The organism is Thermomonas flagellata (genome assembly GCF_022419185.1).
Classification (GTDB): Bacteria; Pseudomonadota; Gammaproteobacteria; order Xanthomonadales; family Xanthomonadaceae; genus Thermomonas; species Thermomonas flagellata.
Genome location: NZ_JAJOZK010000012.1, coordinates 11369 through 33778, shown reverse-complemented (window position 1 = coordinate 33778; position 22410 = coordinate 11369). Strand labels below are relative to the sequence as shown.

At 74.3% G+C, this 22410-nt stretch carries 23 protein-coding genes and 3 pseudogenes; 12 read left to right on the top strand and 14 right to left on the bottom strand.

Features of this window, described 5'->3' with window-relative positions:
* Positions 1-142: 142 nt before the first annotated feature.
* A pseudogene (locus tag ML340_RS11065) lies at positions 143-664 on the bottom strand (alpha/beta family hydrolase); the annotation flags it as partial.
* Positions 661-1155: an MOSC domain-containing protein gene (locus ML340_RS11060; RefSeq protein ID WP_240099614.1), complete on the bottom strand. Its 495-nt coding sequence runs from the start codon at positions 1153-1155 to the stop codon at positions 661-663. The pseudogene ML340_RS11065 and the gene ML340_RS11060, both read right to left, overlap by 4 nt.
* A 22-nt stretch (positions 1156-1177) precedes the next feature.
* On the opposite strand from ML340_RS11060, the gene ML340_RS11055 reads away from it, so the two are divergent.
* The 4 genes from ML340_RS11055 (at position 1178) to ML340_RS11040 (ending at position 4157) form a co-directional block, all read left to right on the top strand.
* Positions 1178-1759, top strand: a complete 582-nt coding sequence (locus tag ML340_RS11055; RefSeq protein WP_240099612.1) for an N-acetylmuramoyl-L-alanine amidase — start codon at positions 1178-1180, stop codon at positions 1757-1759.
* Between the two features lie 95 nt (positions 1760-1854).
* Entirely contained in the window at positions 1855-2367 is a 513-nt protein-coding gene (locus tag ML340_RS11050; protein WP_240099610.1) for an SCP2 sterol-binding domain-containing protein, read from the top strand.
* A gap of 58 nt (positions 2368-2425) precedes the next feature.
* Positions 2426-3325, top strand: a complete 900-nt coding sequence (locus ML340_RS11045) for an acyl-CoA thioesterase (protein WP_240099608.1) — start codon at positions 2426-2428, stop codon at positions 3323-3325.
* 10 nt (positions 3326-3335) lie between these two features.
* On the top strand, positions 3336-4157 hold the full coding sequence (locus ML340_RS11040) for a hypothetical protein (protein WP_240099606.1): 822 nt from the start codon (positions 3336-3338) through the stop codon (positions 4155-4157).
* Between the two features lie 62 nt (positions 4158-4219).
* Here the strand turns inward: ML340_RS11040 and ML340_RS11035 are convergent.
* Together ML340_RS11035 and ML340_RS11030 are read right to left on the bottom strand one after the other, a co-directional pair.
* Positions 4220-4339 (bottom strand): annotated as a pseudogene (locus tag ML340_RS11035) (hypothetical protein); the annotation flags it as partial.
* Positions 4340-4447: 108 nt separating this feature from the next.
* Positions 4448-4954: pseudogene (locus ML340_RS11030) on the bottom strand (EF-hand domain-containing protein); the annotation flags it as partial.
* A gap of 118 nt (positions 4955-5072) precedes the next feature.
* Here ML340_RS11030 and ML340_RS11025 point away from each other — a divergent pair.
* The 6 genes from ML340_RS11025 to ML340_RS11000 all read left to right on the top strand — a co-directional run bounded on the left by ML340_RS11025 (position 5073) and on the right by ML340_RS11000 (position 9375).
* Positions 5073-5810 (top strand): arginyltransferase, encoded by a 738-nt coding sequence (locus tag ML340_RS11025; RefSeq protein WP_240099604.1) that lies wholly within the window; start codon positions 5073-5075, stop codon positions 5808-5810.
* Between the two features lie 40 nt (positions 5811-5850).
* Positions 5851-6786, top strand: a complete 936-nt coding sequence (locus tag ML340_RS11020) for an SdiA-regulated/phytase-like domain-containing protein (RefSeq protein WP_240099602.1) — start codon at positions 5851-5853, stop codon at positions 6784-6786.
* A gap of 81 nt (positions 6787-6867) precedes the next feature.
* Positions 6868-7731 (top strand): SPFH domain-containing protein, encoded by an 864-nt coding sequence (locus ML340_RS11015; protein WP_240099600.1) that lies wholly within the window; start codon positions 6868-6870, stop codon positions 7729-7731.
* An 18-nt stretch (positions 7732-7749) separates the two neighbouring features.
* A complete protein-coding gene (locus ML340_RS11010) occupies positions 7750-7932 on the top strand; it encodes a type II toxin-antitoxin system antitoxin (RefSeq protein WP_240099598.1) in 183 nt (60 codons plus the stop codon).
* Between the two features lie 55 nt (positions 7933-7987).
* The gene (locus ML340_RS11005; RefSeq protein ID WP_240099596.1) at positions 7988-8548 is read left to right on the top strand and encodes a hypothetical protein; all 561 of its coding nucleotides are present in this window, start codon (positions 7988-7990) and stop codon (positions 8546-8548) included.
* Positions 8545-9375, top strand: coding sequence for a M15 family metallopeptidase (locus ML340_RS11000; protein WP_240099594.1), 831 nt, complete (start codon positions 8545-8547; stop codon positions 9373-9375). Before ML340_RS11005 ends, ML340_RS11000 begins: the two co-directional genes overlap by 4 nt.
* Here the strand turns inward: ML340_RS11000 and ML340_RS10995 are convergent.
* Positions 9348-9830, bottom strand: coding sequence for a CZB domain-containing protein (locus tag ML340_RS10995; protein ID WP_240099592.1), 483 nt, complete (start codon positions 9828-9830; stop codon positions 9348-9350). The genes ML340_RS11000 and ML340_RS10995 overlap by 28 nt on opposite strands.
* A 162-nt stretch (positions 9831-9992) precedes the next feature.
* On the opposite strand from ML340_RS10995, the gene ML340_RS10990 reads away from it, so the two are divergent.
* Positions 9993-11057 (top strand): acyltransferase family protein, encoded by a 1065-nt coding sequence (locus ML340_RS10990; protein WP_240099590.1) that lies wholly within the window; start codon positions 9993-9995, stop codon positions 11055-11057.
* Between the two features lie 3 nt (positions 11058-11060).
* Here ML340_RS10990 and rfbD read toward each other — a convergent pair whose 3' ends face one another.
* Genes rfbD through ssb form a run of 5 tightly spaced genes read right to left on the bottom strand, consistent with a single transcriptional unit; the run spans position 11061 to position 14983 of the window.
* Entirely contained in the window at positions 11061-11948 is an 888-nt protein-coding gene (rfbD, locus tag ML340_RS10985; RefSeq protein ID WP_240099588.1) for a dTDP-4-dehydrorhamnose reductase, read from the bottom strand.
* Positions 11945-12508, bottom strand: coding sequence for a dTDP-4-dehydrorhamnose 3,5-epimerase (rfbC, locus tag ML340_RS10980; protein ID WP_240099586.1), 564 nt, complete (start codon positions 12506-12508; stop codon positions 11945-11947). Before rfbC ends, rfbD begins: the two co-directional genes overlap by 4 nt.
* Positions 12505-13389: a glucose-1-phosphate thymidylyltransferase RfbA gene (rfbA, locus tag ML340_RS10975; RefSeq protein WP_240099677.1), complete on the bottom strand. Its 885-nt coding sequence runs from the start codon at positions 13387-13389 to the stop codon at positions 12505-12507. The genes rfbC and rfbA overlap by 4 nt, the downstream gene beginning before the upstream one ends.
* A gap of 20 nt (positions 13390-13409) precedes the next feature.
* The gene (rfbB, locus tag ML340_RS10970; RefSeq protein ID WP_240099584.1) at positions 13410-14468 is read right to left on the bottom strand and encodes a dTDP-glucose 4,6-dehydratase; all 1059 of its coding nucleotides are present in this window, start codon (positions 14466-14468) and stop codon (positions 13410-13412) included.
* Positions 14469-14491: 23 nt separating this feature from the next.
* Entirely contained in the window at positions 14492-14983 is a 492-nt protein-coding gene (gene ssb, locus ML340_RS10965) for a single-stranded DNA-binding protein (RefSeq protein ID WP_240099582.1), read from the bottom strand.
* Between the two features lie 162 nt (positions 14984-15145).
* Here ssb and ML340_RS10960 point away from each other — a divergent pair, with 162 nt between their 5' ends.
* Complete coding sequence (locus ML340_RS10960; RefSeq protein WP_240099580.1) at positions 15146-16147, top strand: polyprenyl synthetase family protein; 1002 nt, start codon at positions 15146-15148, stop codon at positions 16145-16147.
* A gap of 9 nt (positions 16148-16156) precedes the next feature.
* Here ML340_RS10960 and ML340_RS10955 read toward each other — a convergent pair whose 3' ends face one another.
* The 4 genes from ML340_RS10955 to ML340_RS10940 form a co-directional block, all read right to left on the bottom strand.
* Positions 16157-16939: a dienelactone hydrolase family protein gene (locus ML340_RS10955; protein WP_240099578.1), complete on the bottom strand. Its 783-nt coding sequence runs from the start codon at positions 16937-16939 to the stop codon at positions 16157-16159.
* 68 nt (positions 16940-17007) lie between these two features.
* Positions 17008-18405, bottom strand: a complete 1398-nt coding sequence (gene murD, locus ML340_RS10950; RefSeq protein ID WP_240099576.1) for a UDP-N-acetylmuramoyl-L-alanine--D-glutamate ligase — start codon at positions 18403-18405, stop codon at positions 17008-17010.
* A 4-nt stretch (positions 18406-18409) separates the two neighbouring features.
* Positions 18410-19768, bottom strand: a complete 1359-nt coding sequence (gene murL, locus ML340_RS10945) for a UDP-N-acetyl-alpha-D-muramoyl-L-alanyl-L-glutamate epimerase (RefSeq protein ID WP_240099574.1) — start codon at positions 19766-19768, stop codon at positions 18410-18412.
* Positions 19765-22374, bottom strand: coding sequence for a bifunctional aspartate kinase/diaminopimelate decarboxylase (locus tag ML340_RS10940; protein WP_240099572.1), 2610 nt, complete (start codon positions 22372-22374; stop codon positions 19765-19767). The genes murL and ML340_RS10940 overlap by 4 nt, the downstream gene beginning before the upstream one ends.
* Positions 22375-22410 lie beyond the last annotated feature (36 nt).

Below are 22410 nucleotides of genomic sequence, written 5' to 3'. Positions count from 1 at the left end.
TGTCCGTGCCGCCGTGATCATGGGAAAGTCCTGCGCGTGCGCGCCGTCGCCGCCCGCCTCGCGGCCGTCATGCAGGCGCCGCCGCAGACGCATCCGGCGCGGTCTCCGACCATGGCCAGGCGCCGGGGTTCCCCTCCGGCGCGAGCCCGTGCAGGAAGTCCGCAAAGGCTGCGGCGATGGTCTGCACATGCGCGGCCAGGCGGTGGCCATCGTCCACCAGCAACAGCTGCGCCCGCCGCGGGCGCGCCCACGCGACGACGGCTTCCGCCGGGATCAACTCATCGCGCCAGCCGTGCACCACCGCCAGCGGCACCGCGGCCGCCGGCAGCGGCGGCGCGCCGGGCATCGCCACCGGCGGCGCGAGCAGGAACAGCCCGGCGACCGCGACCTCCTGCGAGACCACGCCGCTGATATAGGCCCCGAGGCTGGAGCCGGCCAGCAGCACCGGCCCGCGCGCGGCGGCGGCGCGCGCGAGCGTGCGCAGGCGGGCGATCCGCGCCGGCACGTCGCCGAGCGCGGACACCTCGCGGCGGGCGTCGAGGTCGGTGTAGTCGGGGCGTTCGCAGGTCCAGCCCAAGCCGGTGGCGACCGCCGCCAGCGCGGTGACCTTGGCCGCATCCGGGCCGCTCTCGAAGCCGTGCGAGAGGATGCAGTGGCCGTTCATGCCGGCTGCACCGGGTCGCCCACCCGCAGCACGCCCGGCTCCAGCACCCGCGCGCACAGCCCGCCCATGCCGAGCATCGCGTTGTAGCCGCCCGGCCCGAGCGCGGCCTCCATGCGCGCACAGGGATCGCAGGGCAAGGTGCCTTCCAGCAACACCTCGCCGATCCGGAACCGCCGCCCGAGCAACGCCAGTAGCGGGATGCCGGCGACCACCAGATTGCGCCGCAACCGTGCCGGCGCGAGCTGCGCCTGCCCGGCGAGGGCGGCGATCGCCGGCAGGTGCTCGGCCTGGATCAGGGTCACCCCGCGCCGGCCGCTGCCGCCGGCGTAGCGGTCGCCATCCAGCCCGGCGCCGGCGGTGGCGGCGGCCGCGGCGACCTCGCGCATCGGCACGTCGCGCGCCGGGCGCAGCCCGATCCAGCGCAGTTCGCCGGCGCGCGGCAGGCAGTCGCGCAGGGGATCGGCGGCGCGTGGGCGGGCTGGATCGGGCATCTGCGGATGCTAGCATCCGCTGATGCCGCCGCCCGCGATCGAACGCCACTGGCTGCCCTACGTGGACGCGCTGGCCCCGCGCGCGCCGCAGGCGATCGACACCGTGGTGATCCACTGCACCGAACTGCCGGACCTGGCCAGCGCGCGCCGCTTCGGCGAGCGCGTGCTCTACCCCAGTGGCACCGGCAACAGCGGGCACTACTACATCGACCGCGACGGCCGCATCCTCGAGTACGTGCCGCCCGAGCGCTGCGCCCACCACGTGCGCGGCTGGAACGCGCGCAGCCTCGGGATCGAACTGGTCAACCGCGGGCGCTGGCCGGACTGGCTGGACAGCCGCCACCAGGCGATGGACGAGCCCTACCCGCCGGCGCAGATGGAGGCCCTGCTCGCGCTCTTGGCCGACCTGCAGGCGCGGCTGCCGGCGCTGGCGTGGATCGCCGGGCACGAGGACCTCGACCGCGAGGAAGTGCCGGCCAGCGACGACCCCGCCCTGCGCGTGCGCCGCAAGCGCGACCCAGGGCCGCAGTTCCCGTGGCCGCAGGTGCTCGCCGCGGTGCGCCTGCGGCGCTGGCAGGACGCCCCTGGCGTAGCCGCGCCGTAATTCAGCAATCGCTGATGCTGCATCGCCAGATGCCGCGCCGGCCGCGGCGTGCAAGGCTGCCATACCACACCCCGTATGGCATCCCGGAGGCCACGATGTCGCCACGCCTGCTCGCCCCGACCGTCCTGCTGTTCGTGTTCGCTGCCGCACCCGCCTTCGCCGCGCATCCGCTGATGTCGCCGGAGTGGACCCAGCAGGCCTGCGAGGCCTGGAACCAGACCCCGACCCTGACCGACGGCCTCGGCAAGTGGATCAGCAACGACAAGGGCCGCGGCTACAAGGCCATCCACCTCTACCGCACCGACTGCGGCGCCGCCACCGCCACCGAGCTGGTGATCGTCAAGCGCGACGGCAAGGCGGTCTGCGAGTACGGCGGCCCGGTCAAGCACCCCAAGCTCGACTACGCGGTGGACTACACCATGCACGCCACCACCCAGCGCTGGAAGGAGATGGGCGCCGGCGAGTACGGGCCGATGAAGGCGATGATGTTCGGCCGCCTGCAGTTCACCGGCCCGAAGATGGAGGCGATGGGCGTGATGGGACCGTTCGAGGCCTTCCTGCGCCTGCCCGGCAAGGTCGCCTGGGACGCCGCCTGCCCCGCCGGCTGACGCCCCGGCCGCGCGCGGGGCGCGGCTATACTGCGCGCCCCGACCGCCTGCGGCCCGCATGCCCGCCGTCCCCGCCCGCGATCCCGCCTCCGAAGCCGACGAGCTGATCGGCCTGCTCTCCTTGGAGCGGCTGGAGGACAACCTATTCCGCGGCCAGAGCCGCGACATCGGCACCAAGTACGTGTTCGGCGGGCAGGTGCTCGGCCAGGCCCTGACCGCGGCCCAGGCCACGGTGGAGCCGCCGCTGGTGCGCGCGGCGCACTCGCTGCACGCCTATTTCCTGCGCGCGGGCGACATCGACGCGCCGATCGTCTACGACGTGGACCGCACCCGCGACGGCGGCAGCTTCTCGGTGCGCCGGGTCAGCGCGATCCAGCACGGGCAGGTGATCTTCTTCTGCGCCGCCTCGTTCCAGCAGGCCGAGGCCGGCGCCGAGCACCAGCTGTCGATGCCGGAGGTGCCGCGCCCGGAGGACCTGCAGCCGGCCCCGGCGCTGCCGCCGGAGCGCCTGGCGCAGCTGCCGATCAAGGTCCAGCGCTGGCTCGACCGCCTGGGCCCGTTCGAATTCCGCCACGTGTACCCGCGCGACGAGCTCGACCCGCCGCGGCGGCCGCCCTACCAGCAGGTCTGGTTCCGGCTGGCGGCGCGGGTCGGCGACGCCCCGGAACTGCACCGCGCGCTGCTGGCCTATGCCAGCGACTTCCACCTGCTCGGCACCGCCACTTTCCCGCACGGCATCAGCTACTACCAGCCGAACGTGCAGATGGCCTCGCTCGACCACGCGCTGTGGTTCCACCGCAGCTTCCGCGCCGACGAGTGGCTGCTGTATGCGATCGACAGCCCGAGCGCGCAGGGCGGCCGCGGCCTGGCGCGCGGGCTGATCTACGACCGCGACGGCCGCCTGGTGGCCAGCACCGCGCAGGAAGGCCTGATCCGGGTCCTGCCGGCGGCGCCGTGAGCACGCGGCGATGAGGCAGGTGTTCCGCAGCCAGCGCCTGGAGAACGTCGAGGCCGTGGCCGAGCTGCTGCGCGCGGAAGGCATCGAAGTGCGGATCAGCGACGGCCGCTCCTACCGGGGCAACCGCCGCAGCCAGTTCAGCTACCGCGAGCGCGCGGACAGCGACCGCCCGCAGCCGGCGGTGTGGGTGGTGCGCGCCGAGGACCAGCCGCGCGCGCGCCAGTTGCTGCGCGCCGCCGGCCTGCTGGAGAGCACCCGCGAGGGCGAGGGGCGCGACAGCTACCTGCCGCGATCCGCGCGCGCCGAGGCCGATCCGGCGCGCCCGCGGCGCGGCCTCGCGTTCCGCGTGCGCCTGGTGCTGCTCGGGCTGATCGCGCTGGTGATCGCGCTGCTGGTGTACGAGACCCGGCGCGCGCCGGCCCCTGCGCGCGCGGCGGCCGCGCCCGCGGCCGCGCCCGCGCGGCCGAGCTCGGTGCCGGAGGCGATCGAATCCCCGCAGCCCTACCGCGCCGAGGTGCCGACCGCGCTCGCCTTGCTGCTAGCCGAGCGCGCGCACGCCGCCGCCGCGCCGCCGCCGCTGTGCCTCACGGTCGACGGTGCCGCGCCCAGCGCCAGGCTGGCGCAGGCGCTGGCCGCGGCCGGGCTGGACGCGCGCCCGGCGACGGCCTGCCCGGAGGGCGCCGGCACCCGGCTCGCCATCCGCGAATACGTGACCGACGGCAGCGGCGAAGGCACCGTGCAGCTGCAGTTGGGCGATGCGCCGCCGCAGCGGCTGGCGGTGCGCCGCGAGGGCACCCACTGGCAGATCCTGGCCGCCGCCGCGGCCCCCTGAGCCCGGCATGCGGCGCGGGGCCCCGCATCGGCCCCGCGCCCTGCGCACGCGTCTTGCCGCAGTCAGCCCTGAGCCGCGCCGGCCGCGGGCTTGCCCGCGTGCTTGCCCATTCCCGGCCGGAACGCGTCGTACTCGGCGCGGGTCACCACGCCGTCGTGGTTGGCGTCCATGCGGTCGAACAGCATCCGCGCGCGCTGCACCTGCTGCGCGGTGTCCGGCGCCGGGCGCGCCGGCTTGCCGGCGGCCTGCGCCCGCTGCTGCCACTGCGCCATCCGCTCCTGCCGGCGCGCGCCCTGCTCGACCACGAACTCATCGAAGCTCAGCTTGCCGTCCTTGTTGGTGTCGGCCGCGGCGAAGAATTCCGCGCGCTTCTGCTGCATGCGCAGCTGCATGTCGGTGCGGTCGACGTAGCCGTCCTTGTTCACGTCCAGCACGTCGAAGCGCGCCAGGAACGCCGGGTCGGCCTGCGCCTCGCTGCGGCTGATGCGGCCGTCGTGGTTCGCGTCCAGCGCCTGCCAGCGCGCGCCCATGCCGCCGCGGTGCATGCCGGGCTTGCCGGCGGCGGCACGCGCCGCAGCGAGTTCGGAGGCGTCCAGCTTGCCGTCGTGGTTGCGGTCGAGCGCATCGAACCGCGCGGCCAGGCGCGGGGCCTTGGCCGCCTCGCTGCGGTCGATCACGCCGTCGCCGTTGGCGTCCAGCTTGGCCAGCGGGCCGCTGGCGGGTGCGGTCTGCGCCAGCGCGAGGCCAGAGGCCAGCATGGCCGCCAGCGCGGCCGTCGTCAGGGGCATTGCTTTCATGTCGTTGGTCTCCTCGCGTCCGGCCCCACGCCGGAGCTGATCCTGCAAACGGCAGGCCGCCGCGGCGGTTGACCGCACGGCTTGCGCGCGCCTGAACCGCGGGCGCTATCCTGCGCCCATGGGCAGCGACCACGACGCTCTGCGCATCTTCCGCACCGGCAGCCATGCCTGCGGCTACTGGCCCGAACGCGAGGCGCGCGACCTGGTGCTGGACCCGCACGACCCGCGCCTGCCGGCGCTGTATGCGCAGGCCCTGGCCTGGGGCTTCCGCCGCTCCGGCGAGATCCTCTACCGCCCGGCCTGCGCCGGCTGCCGCGCCTGCGTGGCGGTGCGGGTGCCGGTCGCCGAGTTCCGCCCCGACCGCAGCCAGCGCCGCTGCCTGGCGCGCAATGCGGACGTGCACGCGCGCATCGTGGCGCCGGCGCGCACCGCGGAAGCCTTGGCGCTGTACCGCCGCTACCTGCGCTGGCGGCATCCCGGCGGCGGCATGGACGACCACGGCGCGGCCGAGTTCGAGCAGTACCTGGTCGGGCGCTGGCACGACGGCCGCTTCCTCGAACTGCGCGAGGACGGCAGCCACCGGCTGCTGGCGGTGGCGGTGACCGACCGCGCGGGCGATGCGCTCTCGGCGGTCTACACCTTCTACGAACCGGAGGCCGCTGCGCGCGGGCTCGGCACCCTGGCCATCCTGCGCCAGATCGAGTGGGCGCGGCGCGAGGGCCAGGCCCACCTGTACCTGGGCTACTGGATCGCCGGCCACCCGAAGATGGACTACAAGCGCCGGTTCCAGCCGCTGGAGGGGTTCGACGGCCGCGGCTGGCGGCGGCTGCAGGTCGGCCCGCCGCACGCGCCCTGACCGGCTGTGCCGGCGCCGCCGCGCATGCCATCCTGCGCGGATGCCCGCCTGCCCCCCTCGCCGCCTGCGCCTGCTGCCGACGGCCGTGCTCGCGCTCGTGCTGGCATGGCCGCTGGCGGGATGCTCGCCGCCCTCGCTGCCGTTCGCGCGGCTGGCCGGGCTGGTGACCGATCCCGAGCTCGACGAGATCAGCGGGCTGGCGGCGTCGCGCCGGCATCCCGGCGTGCTGTGGGCGCACAACGACAGCGGCAACCCGGCGCGGCTGTACGCGATCAGCACCCGCGGCCGGGTGCTGGCGCGCCTTGATCTGGCCGGCATCGCCAACGTGGATTGGGAGGACCTGGCCGCCTTCGCCCTCGACGGGCGCGACTACCTGCTGGTCGCCGACACCGGCGACAACGGCGGCCTGCGCCACGGCATCGCGCTGCATGCAGTGGAGGAGCCGGCGCGCCTGCGCAGCGGCACCCTGCGCCCGGCCTGGACCCTGCGCGCGCGCTGGCCGGATGGCCCGCGCGACGTCGAGGCGGTCGCGGTGGATGCCGCCGCCGGGCAGGTGCTGCTGATCTCCAAGAAGCGGCAGCCACCGGAACTGTTCGTGCTGCCGCTGCGCGCCGCCGAGGGCCAGATCCTCGAGCCACGCCGGATCGGCCGCCTGGCCGGCGTGCCGCAGGCGGACGCCGCGCTGCGCCGGCGCGATCCGGCGCTGGCGCGGCTGTACGCGCAGGTCACCGCCGCCGACCTCGCCCCGGACGGGCGCACCCTGGCGGTGCTGACCTATGCCAACGTGCTGTTCTACCGCCGCGCCGAGGGCGAGGACTGGGGCCGCGCGGTCGCGCGCGCCCCGGAGGTGCACGCCCTGCCGCTGCTGCCGCAGGCGGAGGCCCTGGCCTGGACCCCCGGCGGCGCCGGGCTGTATGCCAGCGGCGAGTTCCGGCCGGCCCCGATCTACTACCTGAGCCCGGACCCGGCGCCCTGAGCCGGCGCCCGGCGCTGGGTCCCACAAAATCAAATATCAATCTGATATCTTTCATCCACACACCCACCCCGGTCCGCCGCCATGAAAGAGACCCCGCTGCGTTCCCTGCCCGGCATTCCGCTGCTGCTGCTCTTGCTGCTCGCCACCGGCATCGGCGCCTGGCTGCTGGTGACCGCCCTGCAGGCGGGCCTGTGGCCGCAGGCCGTGCTCGGCGCGGTGCTGGGCATCGGCGGTGCGCTCGGCCTGGGCGGCCTGTACATGGTCGAACCCAACCAGGCGGCGGTGCTCAGCCTGTTCGGGCAGTACGTGGGCACGGTCAAGCAGAGCGGCCTGCGCTGGAACAACCCCTTCTACGCGAAGAAGAAGGTCTCGCTGCGGGTGCGCAACTTCGAGTCCGGCAAGCTCAAGGTCAACGAGCTGGACGGCAGCCCGATCGAGATCGCCGCGGTGATCGTGTGGCAGGTGGTGGACGCCTCGGAGGCGGTCTACAACGTGGACGACTACGAGAGCTTCGTGCACATCCAGTCCGAGGCCGCGCTGCGCGCGATGGCCACCCGCTACCCCTACGACCAGCACGAGGACGGCCAGATCGCCCTGCGCAGCCATGCCGCGGAAGTCTCGCAGCACCTGCAGGAGGAGCTGTCCGAGCGCCTGGCCGACGCCGGCGTGCAGGTGCTGGACGCGCGCATCAGCCACCTCGCCTACGCCCCGGAGATCGCGCAGGCGATGCTGCAGCGGCAGCAGGCGAACGCGATCATCGCCGCGCGCACGCGGATCGTCGCCGGCGCGGTGGGCATGGTCGAGATGGCGCTGGCCGAGCTGCAGAAGAACGGCGTGGTCGCGCTGGACGAGGAGCGCAAGGCGCAGATGGTCAGCAACCTGCTGGTCGTGCTGTGCGGCGAGCGCGCCACCCAGCCGATCGTCAATGCCGGCACCCTGTACTGAACCCAGCGGCGTCAGGCCGTGAGCGAGAAGAAAGCCTATCCGCTGCGCATCAACGCCGCGGTCCTCGCGGCGATGCAGCGCTGGGCCGACGACGAGCTGCGCAGCCTCAACGCGCAGATCGAATACGTGCTGCGCGACGCGCTGCGCAAGGCCGGGCGGCTGCCGTCGCCACGCACTCCCGCCGAGGACGAGCCCGAATGAACCGCCCCGCACGTCCCCACCGAACCCGGCAATGCCTGCCGGCCTCGGTCGCACGATGAGCACCGAGAGTGAAGATCCGCGCCTGCAGCTGGTCGCGCCGGGGCCCCGCGCACGGCGCTGGCTGGCGGGGGTGATGCTGCTGCCGCTGCTGGTCGTCGTGCTGGCGGGCCAGTTCGCCCCCGGGGCCGCCGGTGGATCGCGCGGCGCGTTCCTCGTGGGCCTCGGTGTGCTCGGCCTGCTCTGGTGCCTGCTCGACCGCGCGCTGCGCCGGCACCGCCTGCGGCTGGAGCCGGAGGCGCTGGACATCGCCACCACCTTCTACCACCGCCGGGTTGCGCTGGCGCAGCTCGACCTCGCGCACGCGCGGGTAGTGCGGCTGGCGGAGCACACCGCGTTCAAGCCGCTGCTGAAGCTCAACGGCTATGCCCTGCCCGGCATCCAGAGCGGGCACTTCCTGCTGCGCGACCGCCGCCGCGCGTTCGTCGCCACCGCCGGCGGCGAGCGCGTGCTGTGGCTGCCGGTGCGCGGGCAGCCCGGGCTGCTGCTGGAAGTGGGCGATCCGGGCGCGCTGCTGGCGCGCCTGCAGGCACTGGCGCCCGGCGCGACGCGCGCATGAGCCTGCCACGGCAACTGCACAACACGCGCTTGCTGGAACTGTGGCCGGCCTGGCTGCTGCGTGCACGCCGCGGCGCGGATGCACGCCTGCTTTCCGGCGCACGCTGGCTGCTGCGGCACAAGGCGGACCGCCGCTATCTCGCGCTGTTGGACGGGGAGGGCCGCGTGCAACCGCTGCTCCCGCGGGCCGCGCTGGCACCCGATCTACGCTGCGCCATTGCGGAGACCGGGCTGCCGGCGGCGCCCTCCGGCCCACCGCGGCCGCTGGCGCTGGACGGCCTTGAGGCACGCCTGCAGGCGCTCGGGCTGGATGCCGCGAGCTATGCCGCCCGCAGCGGACTTGCCCCCGTGCCGGAACCGGACTGGCTGCAGCTGGCCGGACGCGACCGCTGGCGGCGGCCGCTGTGGCTGCATCCGCAGGCAGCGCATGCCTGGCATCGGATGCAGGCCGCGGCGCTAGCCGACGGCATCGTGCTGGAGGCGCTCTCCGGCTACCGCAGCCACGACGTCCAACTCGGCATCTTCGCGCGCAAGCGTGCGCGCGGGCTGGCGATGGAGGCGATCCTCTCGGTCAATGCCGCGCCCGGGTTCTCCGAGCACCATTCCGGCTGCGCGCTGGACATCCGCACGCCCGGCGCGCCCCCGGCCGAGGAGGCGTTCGAGCGCACGCCCGCCTTCGCCTGGCTGCAGGCACATGCGCCGGCGCACGGGTTCACCCTCAGCTACCCGCGCGGCAATCCGCACGGGATCGCCTACGAGCCCTGGCACTGGTGCTGGCGGCCGCCCCCGGCGATGCCCGCTCAAGGCATCTTGGTCAGCGCCAGGTAGAGCCGGATCAGGTCGTGCTTGACCTGCTCGGACGCGCGCGCGTACTGCCCACCCAGTTGCCGCTGCGCTTCCTGCACATGGCCGGCCTGCGCCTCCGCCAGCACCGCCGCCGCGCACACGTGGAAGTCCGCATGGTGCTCGCGCAGCTGCGCGAACTGCGCCAGGTGGCCGTGGCTGACGCGGCCGGCACCGTGGATCCACTGCCCGAGCACGCAGCGGTCGTCGCGCGCGACCGTGGCCACATCCAGGCTCTCTGCGCTGTGGCCCTCGATCACGGCCTGCAACCGCTGCTTCCAGTGCACGTGGGCATCGATCGCCTTCCTGAAGTCGAGCCCGTCGATCTCGTCCGGGGCATGCGCCTCGCCCACGTTGTCCACCAGCATTTGCACCTGCGGTGCCTGCGCGGTGCCTCGCCCACCGCCCAGCCATCCGCGCAGCACGTCCAGCATGCCCATGTCCGTCTCCCGTCCGGCCTGCGTCCCCGGCGCCGCCGCGCCCCCTGTGCGCAGGCACCTGCGGCCTGCACGCGACTGCGACCCTAGCCCTGCGCCCGCGCGAAATCCGCGCTGCCGGTCACAACCTGCGCACGCGCCACACGCCGCCCGCACAATGCGCCGATGCCCGCCGCCATCGCCCGCCCTGCCCCGACCCTCGCCGACGCCTGGCGGCGCGGCGGCAACAACTTCAACCTGCTGCGCCTGGTGGCCGCCTGGCTGGTGATCCACGGCCATGCCTGGGCGATCACCGGCACGCCCGGCGGGGATATGGTCGCGCTGCTCACCGGCACCAAGTTCGCCGGCGCGCTGGCGGTGGACGTGTTCTTCGTGATCAGCGGCTTTCTGATCGCCGCCAGCCTGGAGCGCCATCGGCCCGGCGCCTACCTGCTGGCGCGGGCGCTGCGCCTGCTGCCGGGGCTGGCGGTGTGCGTGGCGCTCAGCGTGCTGGTGCTCGGCCCGCTGCTGACCACCGATCCGGGCTACTGGCGCGACCCGCGCACCTGGGACTACCTGTGGGTCAATGCCAGCCTGTGGTCGAGCCGCTACTTCCTGCCCGGGGTGTTCGACGGGCTGCCGAACCCGGCGGTCAACGGCTCGCTGTGGACGCTGCCGGTCGAGGCGCGGCTGTACCTGGCCCTGCTGCTGGCCGCCCTCGCCGGGCTGCTCGCGCCGCGCCGCTACCTGCCGCTGTGGCTGCTGGGAATCGCCACGCTGGCCGGCATCGCCTGGTGGCGGCGCCCGCTGCCGGACCACCTGGCCAACTACGCCTGGTGCACCGCGTTCTTCGCCACCGGCACCCTGCTGTGGGTGCTGCGCGCGCGGGTGCAGCTGCGCGGCGCGCCGCTGCTGGGGCTGCTCGCGCTGGCCGCGCTCGCCCGCGGCACCCCGGCCTTCGCCGCGGTCTATTTCGCGCTGGTCGGCTACGGGACGCTGTGGCTGGCGCTGGTGCCGCGCTGGCCGCGCATCCGCCACGTCGATCTGTCCTACGGGCTGTACCTGTACGGCTGGCCGGCGGCGCAGCTGGTGCAGACCGCATCCCCCGGCGGGCCGTGGCACAACACCCTGTGGGCCAGCCTGCTGGCGCTGGGGCTGGCCACCGGTTCGTGGTTCCTGGTGGAGCGCCCGGCACTGCGCCTGAAGGCGCGCCTGCTCGGCGCGCCGCCGGCCGCCGCCGCGGCGGGCTGAGGCTCAGGCCGCGGCGAGCGCGCGCAGCACCGGCCGCAGCGCGACGCGCCAGTCCGGCGGCTGGATGCCGAAGCTGCGCTGCAGGCGGCCGGTATCGAGCACCGACCACGGCGGACGCCGCGCCGGGGTCGGGTAGTCGGCGCTGGGGATGGCCACCACCCGCGGCGCCCGCGCCAGCAGGCCGCGCGCGTGCGCCTCGGCCACGATCGCGCTGGCGAAGCCGTGCCAGCTGGTCTGCCCGGCGCAGGCCAGGTGCCAGAGGCCGGATTCGGCGGGCCGCGCCTGCAGCACCTGCGCCGTGGCCTGCGCGATCCAGGCCGCCGACGTGGGGCAACCGACCTGGTCGGCCACCACCCGCAGTTCCTCGCGCGCGTCGGCCAGGCGCAACATGGTGCGCACGAAATTGTGGCCGTGCGCGGCGTACACCCACGCCGTGCGCAGGATCAAGTGGTGCGCGCCGCTGGCGGCGATCGCCCGCTCGCCGGCCAGCTTGCTGGCGCCGTAGACCCCGGTCGGGGCGGTCGGGTCGTCCTCGCGGTAGGGCCGGCTGGCCAAGCCGTCGAACACATAGTCGGTCGAGTAGTGCAGCAGGCACGCGCCGTGGCGCGCGCACGCGGCGGCGACCGCGGCCGGGGTCTCGGCATTGACCTGGAACGCAAGCGCCGGTTCGCTCTCGGCGCGGTCGACCGCGGTGTAGGCGGCGGCGTTGACGACCACGTCCGGCCTCAGCGCGTCCACCAGCGCGGCCACCGCCTGCGGCCGGGTGAAGTCCGCGGCATGGTCGGCCTCGCGCCCGTCGCGGGTGGCCACCACCACCTCGCCCAGCGCCGGCAGGGTGCGCCGCAGTTCGCGGCCCACCTGGCCGTTGCCGCCGAGCAGCAGCAGCCTCATGCGCCCGGATAATCCGGCAGCCACCCCGGATCGACCGCATCCAGGGCCGGCGCCGCGGCGTCCTTGGCCGACAGCGCGACCTCGGCCAGCGGCCAGTCGATCGCCAGCTGCGGATCGTCCCAGCGCAGCGCGCGGTCATTGGCGCGGTCGTACGGCGCGCTGCACAGGTAGCTGAAGGTGGCGTGTTCGCTCAGCACCAGGAACCCGTGCGCGAACCCGGGCGGGATCCAGAACTGGCGGTGGTTGTCCGCCGACAGCAGCACCGCGGCGTGCTGGCCGAAGCGTGGCGAGCCGCGGCGGATGTCGACCGCGACGTCGTACACCTCGCCCTCCAGCACGCTGACCAGCTTGCCCTGCGGATGCTGCGGCCACTGGTAGTGCAGCCCGCGCAGCACGCCGCGGCGGGAGCGGCTGACGTTGTGCTGCACGAAGGCGCCCGGCAGGCCGTGCGCACGGAAGCGCTCTGCGTTCCAGCCCTCGTAGAACCAGCCGCGGTCATCCCCGTGCACGGCCGGTTCGACCACCACGCACTCGGGCAGGCGGGTCGCGTGCAGCTTCATGCGATCCGCCCGTGCTCCAGCAGCGACAACAGGTACTGGCCGTAGCCGTTCTTGGCCAGCGGCTGCGCCAGCGCGCGCAGGCGCTCGGCGTCGATCCAGCCGTTGAAGTAGGCGATCTCCTCCGGGCAGCACACCCGCAGGCCCTGGCGCTTCTCGATCGTCTCGATGAAGCTTGCGGCCTCCACCAGCGACTCGTGGGTGCCGGTGTCGAGCCAGGCGAAGCCGCGGCCCATGGTCTGAAGGTGCAGGCTGCCGTCCTCGAGGTAGCGGCGGTTGAGGTCGGTGATCTCCAGCTCGCCGCGCGCGGAGGGCGCCAGCTGCGCGGCGAAGTCGCTGGCGCGGCCGTCGTAGAAGTACAGCCCGGTCACGGCGTAGTTCGACTTCGGGCGCGCCGGTTTCTCCTCGAGGCCCACCACCCGCCCCTCGGCATCGAACTCGGCCACGCCGTAGCGCTCCGGATCGCGCACCCAGTAGCCGAACACGGTGGCGCCGTGGCGGCGCGCGTCCGCCTGCTGCAGCAGCGCGGTCAGGCCGTCGCCATGGAAGATGTTGTCGCCCAGCACCAGGCAGCACGGCGCCCCGGCGAGGAACTCGCGGCCGATCAGCAGCGCCTGCGCCAGCCCGTCCGGGCGCGGCTGCACCGCGTATTCGATGCGCATGCCCCACTGGCTGCCATCGCCGAGCAGGCGCTGGAACAGCGCCTGCTCGTGCGGGGTGTTGATCACCAGCACCTCGCGGATGCCGGCCAGCATCAGCACGCTCAACGGGTAGTACACCATCGGCTTGTCGTACACCGGCAGCAGCTGCTTGCTGATCGCCTGGGTGATCGGATAGAGCCGGGTGCCGGAGCCGCCGGCCAGCACGATGCCCTTGCGCGCCATGCCCTCGCCCGTCCCGCTGCTCATGCCGCCGTCCCGATCCGCTGCAGCCGGTAGCTGCCGTCCAGCACCCGCGCCACCCAGTCCTGGTGCGCGAGGTACCAATCCACCGTGTGTGCGATGCCCTGCTCGAAGCTGTGCGCCGGCGACCAGCCCAACTCGCGGCGCAGCTTGCCGGCGTCGATCGCATAGCGGCGGTCGTGCCCGGGACGGTCGGCGACGAACGCGATCTGCGCGCGGTAGCTGCGGCCGTCGGCGCGCGGGCGGCGCGCGTCCAGCAGGTCGCACAGGACCTCCACCACCTCGAGGTTGCGCTTCTCGGCGTTGCCGCCGATGTTGTAGGTCTCGCCCACCCGGCCGCCGGCGAGCACCGTCTCGATCGCCGCGCAGTGGTCGGCCACGTACAGCCAGTCGCGCACCTGGCGGCCGTCGCCGTACACCGGCAGCGGCTCGCCGGCCAGCGCCCGCGCGATGATCAGCGGGATGAGCTTCTCCGGGAACTGGTACGGACCGTAGTTGTTGCTGCAGTTGGTGGTGAGGGTCGGCAGCCCGTAGGTGTGGTGGAACGCGCGCACCAGGTGGTCGGAGGCGGCCTTGGACGCGGCGTACGGCGAGTTCGGCGCGTACGGGGTGTCCTCGGTGAAGGCGCCGGTCTCGCCGAGGCTGCCGTACACCTCGTCGGTGGACACGTGCAGGAAGCGGAACGCCTCGCGCGCCTCGCCCTGCAGCGACTTCCAGTAGTCGCGCGCGGCCTCCAGCAGGGCCAGGGTGCCGACCACGTTGGTCTGCACGAACGCGGCCGGACCGTCGATCGAGCGGTCGACGTGGCTTTCGGCGGCGAAGTTCAAGATCGCCTGCGGGCGGTGCTCGGCCAGCAGCCGCGCCACCAGGGCGCGGTCGCCGATGTCGCCGTGCACGAACACATGCCGCGGATCGCCGTCCAGCGCGGCGAGGGTGTCGCGGTTGCCGGCGTAGGTCAGCGCGTCCAGGTTCACCACCCGGATGCCGCGCCGCACCGCGCCGAGCACGAAATTGCCTCCGATGAAACCGGCGCCGCCGGTGACCAGCCAGGTCGTCGTCACCGCCTGCCTCCTTGCAGCGCGAATCAGAACGGGATGTCGTCGTCGAACGGCACGTCGTCGAAGCCGGACGGCTTGGCCGGGGCCGGCGCGGGCTCGCGCCGCTGCGCCGGGGCCGGGCGCGATGGGCGCTCGCCGCCGCGCGCCGCATAGCCGCCGCCCTCGCCGCCGCCGCGCATGCCGTCGCCGCCGCCGAGCATCTGCATCTCGTCGGCGACGATCTCGGTGATGTAGCGCTCCTGCCCGTCCTGGCCGGTGAACTTGTCGTAGCGGATCGAACCTTCGATGTAGACCTGGCGGCCCTTCTTCAGGTATTCGCCGGCGATCTCGCCGAGCTTGCCGAACAGCTTGACCCGGTGCCATTCGGTGCGCTCCTGGGTGTTGCCGTCGCGGTCCTTGCGCACGCTGGTGGTGGCGAGCGAGAGCGTGGTGATCGCCATCCCGCCCTGGGTGTACTTCACGTCCGGATCGTTGCCCAGGTTGCCGACCAGGATGACCTTGTTGACGCCGCGTGCCATGTGCTTCCTCGCCTTGGGTGCCGCCCGTGCCGGGCCGCGCCATGGGATGATACCAGCGGCCCGGCGCGCCACCGGCGCAGGCCGCGCGTGCCGGTCGGACGAACGCCCCGTGCGGCGCAGGCCTGCACCTATAATCGCCGCGTCCCGCCGCCCGTCCTGCCCATGCCCGACACCGCCGCCGCGCCAGACGCTCGCCCCGACCTGGCCGCCATCCAGGCCCTGGCCGCCGCCGACATGGCCGCGGTCGACGCGCTGATCCGGCGCCGGCTGGCGTCCGACGTCGCGCTGGTCAACCAGGTCGCCGAGTACATCATCGGCGCCGGCGGCAAGCGCCTGCGCCCGCTGCTGCTGCTGCTGGCCGCCGGCGCGCTCGGCCACCGCGGCGCGGACGCGCACCAGCTGGCGGCGGTGGTCGAGTTCATCCACACCGCCACCCTGCTGCACGACGACGTGGTCGACGACTCCGACCTGCGCCGCGGCCGCCGCACCGCCAACGCGGTCTGGGGCAACGCGGCCTCGGTGCTGGTCGGCGACTTCCTGTATTCGCGCAGCTTCCAGCTGATGGTCGAGCTGCAGCAGCCGGAAGTGATGCGGATCCTCGCCGACACCACCAACCAGATCGCCGAGGGCGAGGTGCTGCAGCTGCTGCACGTGCGCAACCCGGACACCGACGAGGCGGCCTACCTGCGGGTGATCGAGCGCAAGACCGCGATCCTGTTCGCCGCCGCGACCGAGCTGGGCGCGCTGCTGGCCGGGGCCGCGCCGGCACAGCGGCAGGCCCTGCACGCCTACGGCCGCCACCTCGGGTTGGCGTTCCAGATCGCCGACGACGTGCTCGACTACGCCGCCGACGCCGAGGCGCTCGGCAAGCAGCTCGGCGACGACCTCGCCGAGGGCAAGATGACCCTGCCGCTGATCCACGCCATGCAGCAGGCGGACGCGGCCACCCGCGCCCAGCTGCGGCGGATCGTCGAGGCCGGCGAGCGCGCCGCGCTGGCCCAGGTGCAGGCGGCGATCGACCGGGCCGGCAGCCTGGCCTACAGCCGCGCCCGCGCGCGCGAACACGCGCAGGCCGCGGAGGACGCGCTCGCGGCGCTCGCGGACAACCCGCACGTGCGCGCCCTGCGCGGACTGGCGCGCTACGCGGTCGCCCGCGACCACTGAGGGCCGCGCTCAGCCGCGCGGCCCGAAGCGCTCGCGCAGGAAGGTGTGCATCATCGCGTAGGCCCGCCGCGCCGCGCGCGGGTCGTACTTGCAGCCGGGCTTGTCGGCGGTCTCCAGCGCGAAGCAGTGCACCGCGCCGCCGAAGTTGACGAAGGTCCAGTCGGCCCCGGCGCGCGTCATCTCCTGCTCGAACGGCACGATCGCGTCCTTCTGGCTGGCGTCGTCGGCGCCGTTGAGCACCAGCAGCGGTGCCTTGACCGCGCCCGGTGCCGCCGGCGATGCGGTCTTGAGCCCGCCGTGGAAGCTGACCACGGCCGCCAGCGGGGCGCCGCTGCGCGCCAGCTCCAGCACCGAGGAACCGCCGAAGCAGAAGCCGAACGCGGCGATCTTCGCGGCGTCCAGCGGCACCTTGCCGGCCTGCGCGCGGAACGCCTCGAGCGCCGCCTGCATGCGCGCGCGCATCAGCTCCGGCTTCGGGTACAGCGCCTGCACCTGCGCCAGCGCCTGCTGGTCGTTCGCCGGGCGCACGCCCTTGCCGAACATGTCCACCACGAACACCACGTAGTCGCGGCCGGCCTGCTGGCGGGCCTTGTCCAGCGCGGCCGGGGTGACCCCGTACCAGTCCGGCACCATCAGCAGGCCCGGGCGCGGCGCGCGGCTGGCGTCGTCGTACACCACGTAGCCGCTGAAGCGGTCCTCGCCCTGGGTCCATTCCACCGGGCGGGTCTGCATGGCGGCGAGGGCGGGGGTGGCAGCGAACAGCCCGGCGAGGGCGAGCAGCAGGCGGCGCATGGGGCAACCTCCGGTGGCAGGGACGAGGCACGATAGCGCCCGCGCCTTCGCGCGCCGTGAAGCACGCCTCAGGCGATGCCCAGCCCCGGGATGCCGGCGGTCGCGTCCGGATCGAACCCGGCCAGCTCGGCGAAGTGGCGGCCGCGGGCGACATAGTCGCGGTAGGCACCGAAGCTCGGCGCGCCGGGCGAGAGCAGCACCACGCCGCCGGCCGGCAGCGCCGCGCGCGCCCGCGCCACCGCCTCGGCGAGGTCGCCGGCCGCCGCCAGCGCGAAGCGTCCCTCCGCCGCCAGCGGCGCCAGCAGGGCGTGGATGCGCGGGCCGTTCTGGCCCAGGGTCACCACCGCGCGCGGCGCGCGCGTGCGCAGCGCGTCGGCGAAGCCGTCCCACGGCAGGCCGCGGTCGTGGCCGCCGACCAGCACCGCCACCGGGCGGTCGGCGTAGACCTCCAGCGCGGCCAGGGTGGCCATCGGGGTGGTGCTGATCGAGTCGTCCACGTACAGCACACCGTCGCGCTCGCCCAGCGGCTGCAGGCGGTGCGGCAGCGGCCGGAACGTGGCCGCGTGCGACGCCAGCGCCGCCGCGTCCAGCCCGTAGGCGTCCAGCGCGGTCAGCACCGCGCACAGGTTGCTGCGGTTGTGGCGCCCCGGCAGCGGCAGGCGCGCGGTGTCCATCACCCAGTCCCGGCCGCGATACAGCGCGTCCCCGCGCAGGTGCCAGCCGCGCGCGTCGCCGTACCAGCGCAGCCGGCTGTGCGGCAGGTCGAGCGCCGCCAGGTGCGGGTCGGCGGCGTTGAGCACCGCGATCCGCGGGCGCGCCGCGGTCACCAGCGCCAGCTTGTCGGCGAAGTAGCGCGCCTGCCCGCCGTGCCAGTCCAGGTGCTCCGGATGCAGGTTGGTGACGATCGCGACCTGCGGATGCGCGCCGGAGGCGGCGACGTCGCCGGTCTGGTAGCTGGACAGTTCGATCGCCCAGGCGTCGGCCTGCGCGTCCAGCAGCTCCAGCAGCGGCAGCCCGATGTTGCCGGCCAGCGCGGTGCGCAGCCCGGCGGCGCGCAACAGGTGCGCCAGCAGCGCGCTGGTGGTGCTCTTGCCCTTGGTGCCGGTGACGCACAGCACGTTGGCGAGCGCGCCGTCGGCGTCCGCGCGCTCGGCGAACCACAGCGCGGTGCCGCCGAGGAACCGGGTGCCCCGCTCCGCGGCGAGCACGGCCTCCGGCCGGTAGGGGCTGATCCCCGGCGACTTCACCACCACTTCGAAACGCGCCAGGTCCGGCGCCTCGCCGGCGACTTCGACCGCCAGCAGCGGATCGCCCAGGGCCGCGGCCTCGGCCGCCTCCGCCGCGCCGCACAGCAGGGTGATCGGCTGCCCCGGCAGGCGCGCGCGCAGCGCGCGGTGGGCGGCGCGTCCCTCCCGGCCCCAGCCCCACAGCGCCAGCCGGTGCCCTTGCAGGTCGGCGATCCGCATCCGCTCAGGCCAAAAAGCGCGCGCGCAGGCGCGGCCACAGTGCGGCCGGGATGCGGTGCTCGCCCTGCGGCTGCAGCAGCGGCTCCAGCGCCAGCGCGGCCGGATCCAGGGTCGGCGCGATCACCCGCGCGAAGCGCGCGACCAGCGCATCCTCGCGCCAGTCCGGGCGCGCCGCCAGCGCCGCCAGCGCCGCGCGCGACTCGCGCCCTTCGCCCACGCACTCGAACGGCTTGTGGTCGCCCCATTCGAGCAGGGCGTCGTAGCCGCCGGCCTGGGCCGGATCGTCCAGCAGGTTGCGCCCGAAGATGCCGACCAGGCGCGCCTTGGGCATGAACGGCGCCAGCGCCAGGAACACGAAGTGGCACTTCGGGCAGACCCCGCACCAGCGGCTGGTGGGGCGCTCGCCGAGGATGTGGAAGTTGCGGTTGCAGCTGGAGAAGTGCGCGTCGTAGCGGGTCTGCCGCGCGAACTGGCGGGCCACCGCCAGCTCGCTCAGCGGGCGCAGCAGCGAGTAGTACTGCAGGTCGGCGGCGACCTGGCGCTGCAGCCAGTCGCCGAGCATGGATTCGAACGCCCAGCCTTTGGACCACTGGTGGTTGACCTCGCCGCTGCCGGGGATCTGCGAGCCGTAGCTGGCCGAGTGCTCGTTGGAGAACACCACCTGGTCGAAGCCCAGCACCACCGCGGCGAAGGCGAGGATGGCCGAGTTCACCGCGGTCACCGGGATATGCCCGTTCCAGGCGCCCTGGCGGTTGTAGTCGAACAGCTGCGGCGCCAGCTGGCGGCCGATGTTGAGGGTCGGCAGCCCGGTGTGCGCGGCGCAGGCGGCGATCAGTTGCGAACCGCCGATCCAGGCCACCGTCTGCTCCACGCCCTCGGCGCGCAGCGCCTCGATGCTGACCAGCGAATCCTTGCCGCCGCCGATCGCCACCAGCGCGCGCGCAGGCAGCCCGAGCGCGGGGGCGGCCGGCGCGGGCGCGGCCTGCGCGGGGAAACGGATGCGCCCGCGCAGATCCAGCCCGTTGCGGTGGGCGAACTCGCCGAGCCCGTTGCGGTACACGCTCTCCAGCAGCGCGGCGGTGTCCGCATCGATCGGCTCGCCCTCGATCCGGATCTCGCCCGGCACCGCCGCCTTGTAGTAGCTGACGCCGGCGATCAGGTGCAGCAGGCGCAGAGCGCGCGCGGCCGCGGCGGCGCGCGGCGCCTCCAGCGCGAACGGCGCGCCCGGCAGGGTGATGGTCTCCACCAGTTCGGGGCCGTCGTCGAAGGCATACACCAGCTCCGCCACCCCGGTCTGCGGATCGAAGCCGCAGCGGACGAAGCGGAAGACGCGGATGGCGTCGCGGTCGAAGGTCCAGGTCATGCAGTCGTCCCGTCGTCGAGCACGTCCTGCGCCGGCAGCCCGCGCAGGTTGTAGTGGCTGGCCATGCTGTAGCCGTAGGCGCCGGCGTCGGCGATCAGCATCAGGTCGCCGGGCGCGGTGGCGGCGGGCAGCTTGACGCGGTGGCCGAACACGTCGCTGGACTCGCAGATCGGGCCGACCACGTCGAAGTCCCGCCGCTCCTGCGCGTCCAGCCGCGACAGGTTGTGGATGTCGTGCCAGGCGTCGTACAGGGCCTGGCGCAGCAGGGTGTGCATGCCGGCGTCCAGCCCGACCCGGCAGATCCCGTCCTTCTCCACCACCTGGGTCGCGTGCGCCAGCAGCACGCCGGCCTCGGCGACCAGGAACCGGCCCGGCTCCGCCGCCAGCCGGAACGCCGGGTGCACCGCCTTGACCGCGGCCAGCCCCGCCGCCCAGGCGGCGAGGTCGAACGGTTCGTCGTCCTCGCTGTAGGCGACCGGCAGCCCGCCGCCGATGTCTAGCACCTCCACGCTGCCGATCCGGCGCGCGAAGCCGGCCAGCTCGTCCACCACCTGCTGCCAGTGGCCGACGCTCTCGATCCCGCTGCCCAGGTGCGCATGCAGGCCGGTGATGCGCACGCCGAGCGCGCGCGCGGCGTCCACGAACTCGTCCACCCGCTGCGCCGCCAGGCCGAACTTGGAGGCGCGCCCGCCGGTAGTGACCTTCGCGTGGTGGCCGTCGCCGTGGCCGAGGTCGATCCGCAGCCACAGCGCGCGCCCGCGGAACACCTCCGGCCAGCGCCGCAGCAGCTCCACGTTGTCGACCGTGAGCTGCACCCCGCGCGCCAGCGCCGCCGCGTATTCGTCGATCGGCGCGAAGCTCGGGGTGAACAGCACCCGCGCCGGCTCCAGCCCGGGCACGCTGGCGAAGGCGTGCTCGACCTCGCCCAGCGACACGCATTCCAGGCCGAAGCCTTCGGCATGCAGGGCGCGCAGGATCGCCGGATGCGGGTTGGCCTTGATCGCGTAGTAGTGCAGGTCGAGCGCGGCGACCGCGCGCAGCTGGCGCGCGCGCGCGCGCACGGTCGGCAGGTGGTAGGCATAGCGCGGGGTGCCGGACGCCGCCAGCGCCTGCAGGCGCGCGCGCAGCGGCGGATCGCGCCACCACGCCGGCGGGCGCGGCCGCAGCTGGCCCTCCAGCGCGCGCCAGCGCGGGCCGAACACCTCCGCCTCGTGCACCGGCATCGCGCCGGAGTCGATCAGCGCCGCGTGCAGCCGCGGCAGCATGCCGTCGGCCGCCGCCTCGTCCACCACGAAGGTCAGGTTGAGGTCGTTGGAGGACTGCGAGATCAGGTGCACGCGCTCGCGCCCGAACATCGCCCACACGTCCTGCAGGGTGTGCAGCAGCGAGCGCATGCCGCGCCCGACCAGGGTGATCGCCGCGCACGGGGCGATCACCTTGACCCGGCAGACCTCTGCGAGGTCGGCCGACAGCCGCGCCAGCACGTCGGAATTGACCAGGTTCTCGGACGGGTCGAGCGAGACGGTGACGTTGGTCTCGGCCGAGCCGATCAGGTCCACCGACAGCCCGTGGCGGCGGAAGCGCTCGAACACGTCGGCCAGGAACCCGACCTGCTGCCACATGCCGATGCCCTCCATCGACACCAGCACGATGCCGTTGCGGCGGCTGAGCGCCTTCACCCCCGGCACCGGCGCGGCGCGGCCGTCGATGCGGGTGCCCGGCAGCTGCGGGCGCGCGGTGTCGAGGATCGCCAGCGGCACCCCAGCATCGCGGCAGGGCTTGATCGCGCGCGGGTGCAACACCTTGGCGCCGGTGGTCGCGATCTCCTGCGCCTCGGCGTAGTCCAGCCGGGTCAAGAGGCGCGCGTCCGGCACCTCGCGCGGGTTGGCGCTGAACATGCCCGGCACGTCGGTCCAGATCTCCACCGCCTGCGCGCCGAGCAGCGCGCCGAAGTAGGCCGCCGAGGTGTCCGAGCCGCCGCGGCCGAGGATCGCGGTGCCGCCGTCGGCATGCCGCGCGATGAAGCCCTGGGTCAGCAGCAGGCGCTGCGGCTGGGCGGCGAAGCGCGCGCGCCAGTCGGCGTCCGCCTGCCAGCGGCAATTGACCGCCAGCCGCTGCGACCACGCGCTCTGGTGCGGCTGCGGCGGCACCGCGGCCAGCCAGTCGCGGGCGTCGATCCAGCCGATGTCGATCCCCTGCGCGCGCAGGTAGGCCGCGCCGAGGGTGGAGGACAGCAGCTCGCCCTGGGCCAGCACCTCGGCCTGCCAGTCGAGCGCGCGCGCGGCCGCGCGCGGATCGCCGGCGAGCGCCGCCAGCGCGGCCAGGCGCGCGCCGAGCACGGCCTCCGCGTCCAGCCCCAGTTCGGCGCAGAACGCGCGGTGGCGGGCGGCGATGCCGGCGAAGCCCTCCTCGGCGTCGGCCCCCTCGCACACCGCCTGCAGCGCGTTGGTGGTGCCCGACAGCGCCGAGACCACCACCAGCACGCGCGCGCCGTGGGCATCGGCCGCCGTCTGCGCGAGCCGGCCGATGGTGTCCCAGCGCTCGCGCCGCGACACCGAGGTGCCGCCGAACTTCAACACCCGCCAGCGGGCATCGGACTCGGGCAAGGGAGGCATGGGCGACGGGGGCAGTACCGCGCATGG

Excerpts from the sequence above, each read along its gene's own strand:
- ML340_RS11060 (WP_240099614.1), bottom strand. The coding sequence starts at position 1,155 with ATGCCCGATCCAGCCCGCCCACGCGCCGCCGATCCCCTGCGCGACTGC.
- ML340_RS11055 (WP_240099612.1), top strand. The coding sequence starts at position 1,178 with ATGCCGCCGCCCGCGATCGAACGCCACTGGCTGCCCTACGTGGACGCG.
- ML340_RS11050 (WP_240099610.1), top strand. The coding sequence starts at position 1,855 with ATGTCGCCACGCCTGCTCGCCCCGACCGTCCTGCTGTTCGTGTTCGCT.
- ML340_RS11045 (WP_240099608.1), top strand. The coding sequence starts at position 2,426 with ATGCCCGCCGTCCCCGCCCGCGATCCCGCCTCCGAAGCCGACGAGCTG.
- ML340_RS11040 (WP_240099606.1), top strand. The coding sequence starts at position 3,336 with ATGAGGCAGGTGTTCCGCAGCCAGCGCCTGGAGAACGTCGAGGCCGTG.
- ML340_RS11025 (WP_240099604.1), top strand. The coding sequence starts at position 5,073 with ATGGGCAGCGACCACGACGCTCTGCGCATCTTCCGCACCGGCAGCCAT.
- ML340_RS11020 (WP_240099602.1), top strand. The coding sequence starts at position 5,851 with ATGCCCGCCTGCCCCCCTCGCCGCCTGCGCCTGCTGCCGACGGCCGTG.
- ML340_RS11015 (WP_240099600.1), top strand. The coding sequence starts at position 6,868 with ATGAAAGAGACCCCGCTGCGTTCCCTGCCCGGCATTCCGCTGCTGCTG.
- ML340_RS11005 (WP_240099596.1), top strand. The coding sequence starts at position 7,988 with ATGAGCACCGAGAGTGAAGATCCGCGCCTGCAGCTGGTCGCGCCGGGG.
- ML340_RS11000 (WP_240099594.1), top strand. The coding sequence starts at position 8,545 with ATGAGCCTGCCACGGCAACTGCACAACACGCGCTTGCTGGAACTGTGG.
- ML340_RS10995 (WP_240099592.1), bottom strand. The coding sequence starts at position 9,830 with ATGGGCATGCTGGACGTGCTGCGCGGATGGCTGGGCGGTGGGCGAGGC.
- ML340_RS10990 (WP_240099590.1), top strand. The coding sequence starts at position 9,993 with ATGCCCGCCGCCATCGCCCGCCCTGCCCCGACCCTCGCCGACGCCTGG.
- rfbD (WP_240099588.1), bottom strand. The coding sequence starts at position 11,948 with ATGAGGCTGCTGCTGCTCGGCGGCAACGGCCAGGTGGGCCGCGAACTG.
- rfbC (WP_240099586.1), bottom strand. The coding sequence starts at position 12,508 with ATGAAGCTGCACGCGACCCGCCTGCCCGAGTGCGTGGTGGTCGAACCG.
- rfbA (WP_240099677.1), bottom strand. The coding sequence starts at position 13,389 with ATGGCGCGCAAGGGCATCGTGCTGGCCGGCGGCTCCGGCACCCGGCTC.
- ssb (WP_240099582.1), bottom strand. The coding sequence starts at position 14,983 with ATGGCACGCGGCGTCAACAAGGTCATCCTGGTCGGCAACCTGGGCAAC.
- ML340_RS10960 (WP_240099580.1), top strand. The coding sequence starts at position 15,146 with ATGCCCGACACCGCCGCCGCGCCAGACGCTCGCCCCGACCTGGCCGCC.
- ML340_RS10955 (WP_240099578.1), bottom strand. The coding sequence starts at position 16,939 with ATGCGCCGCCTGCTGCTCGCCCTCGCCGGGCTGTTCGCTGCCACCCCC.
- murD (WP_240099576.1), bottom strand. The coding sequence starts at position 18,405 with ATGCGGATCGCCGACCTGCAAGGGCACCGGCTGGCGCTGTGGGGCTGG.
- murL (WP_240099574.1), bottom strand. The coding sequence starts at position 19,768 with ATGACCTGGACCTTCGACCGCGACGCCATCCGCGTCTTCCGCTTCGTC.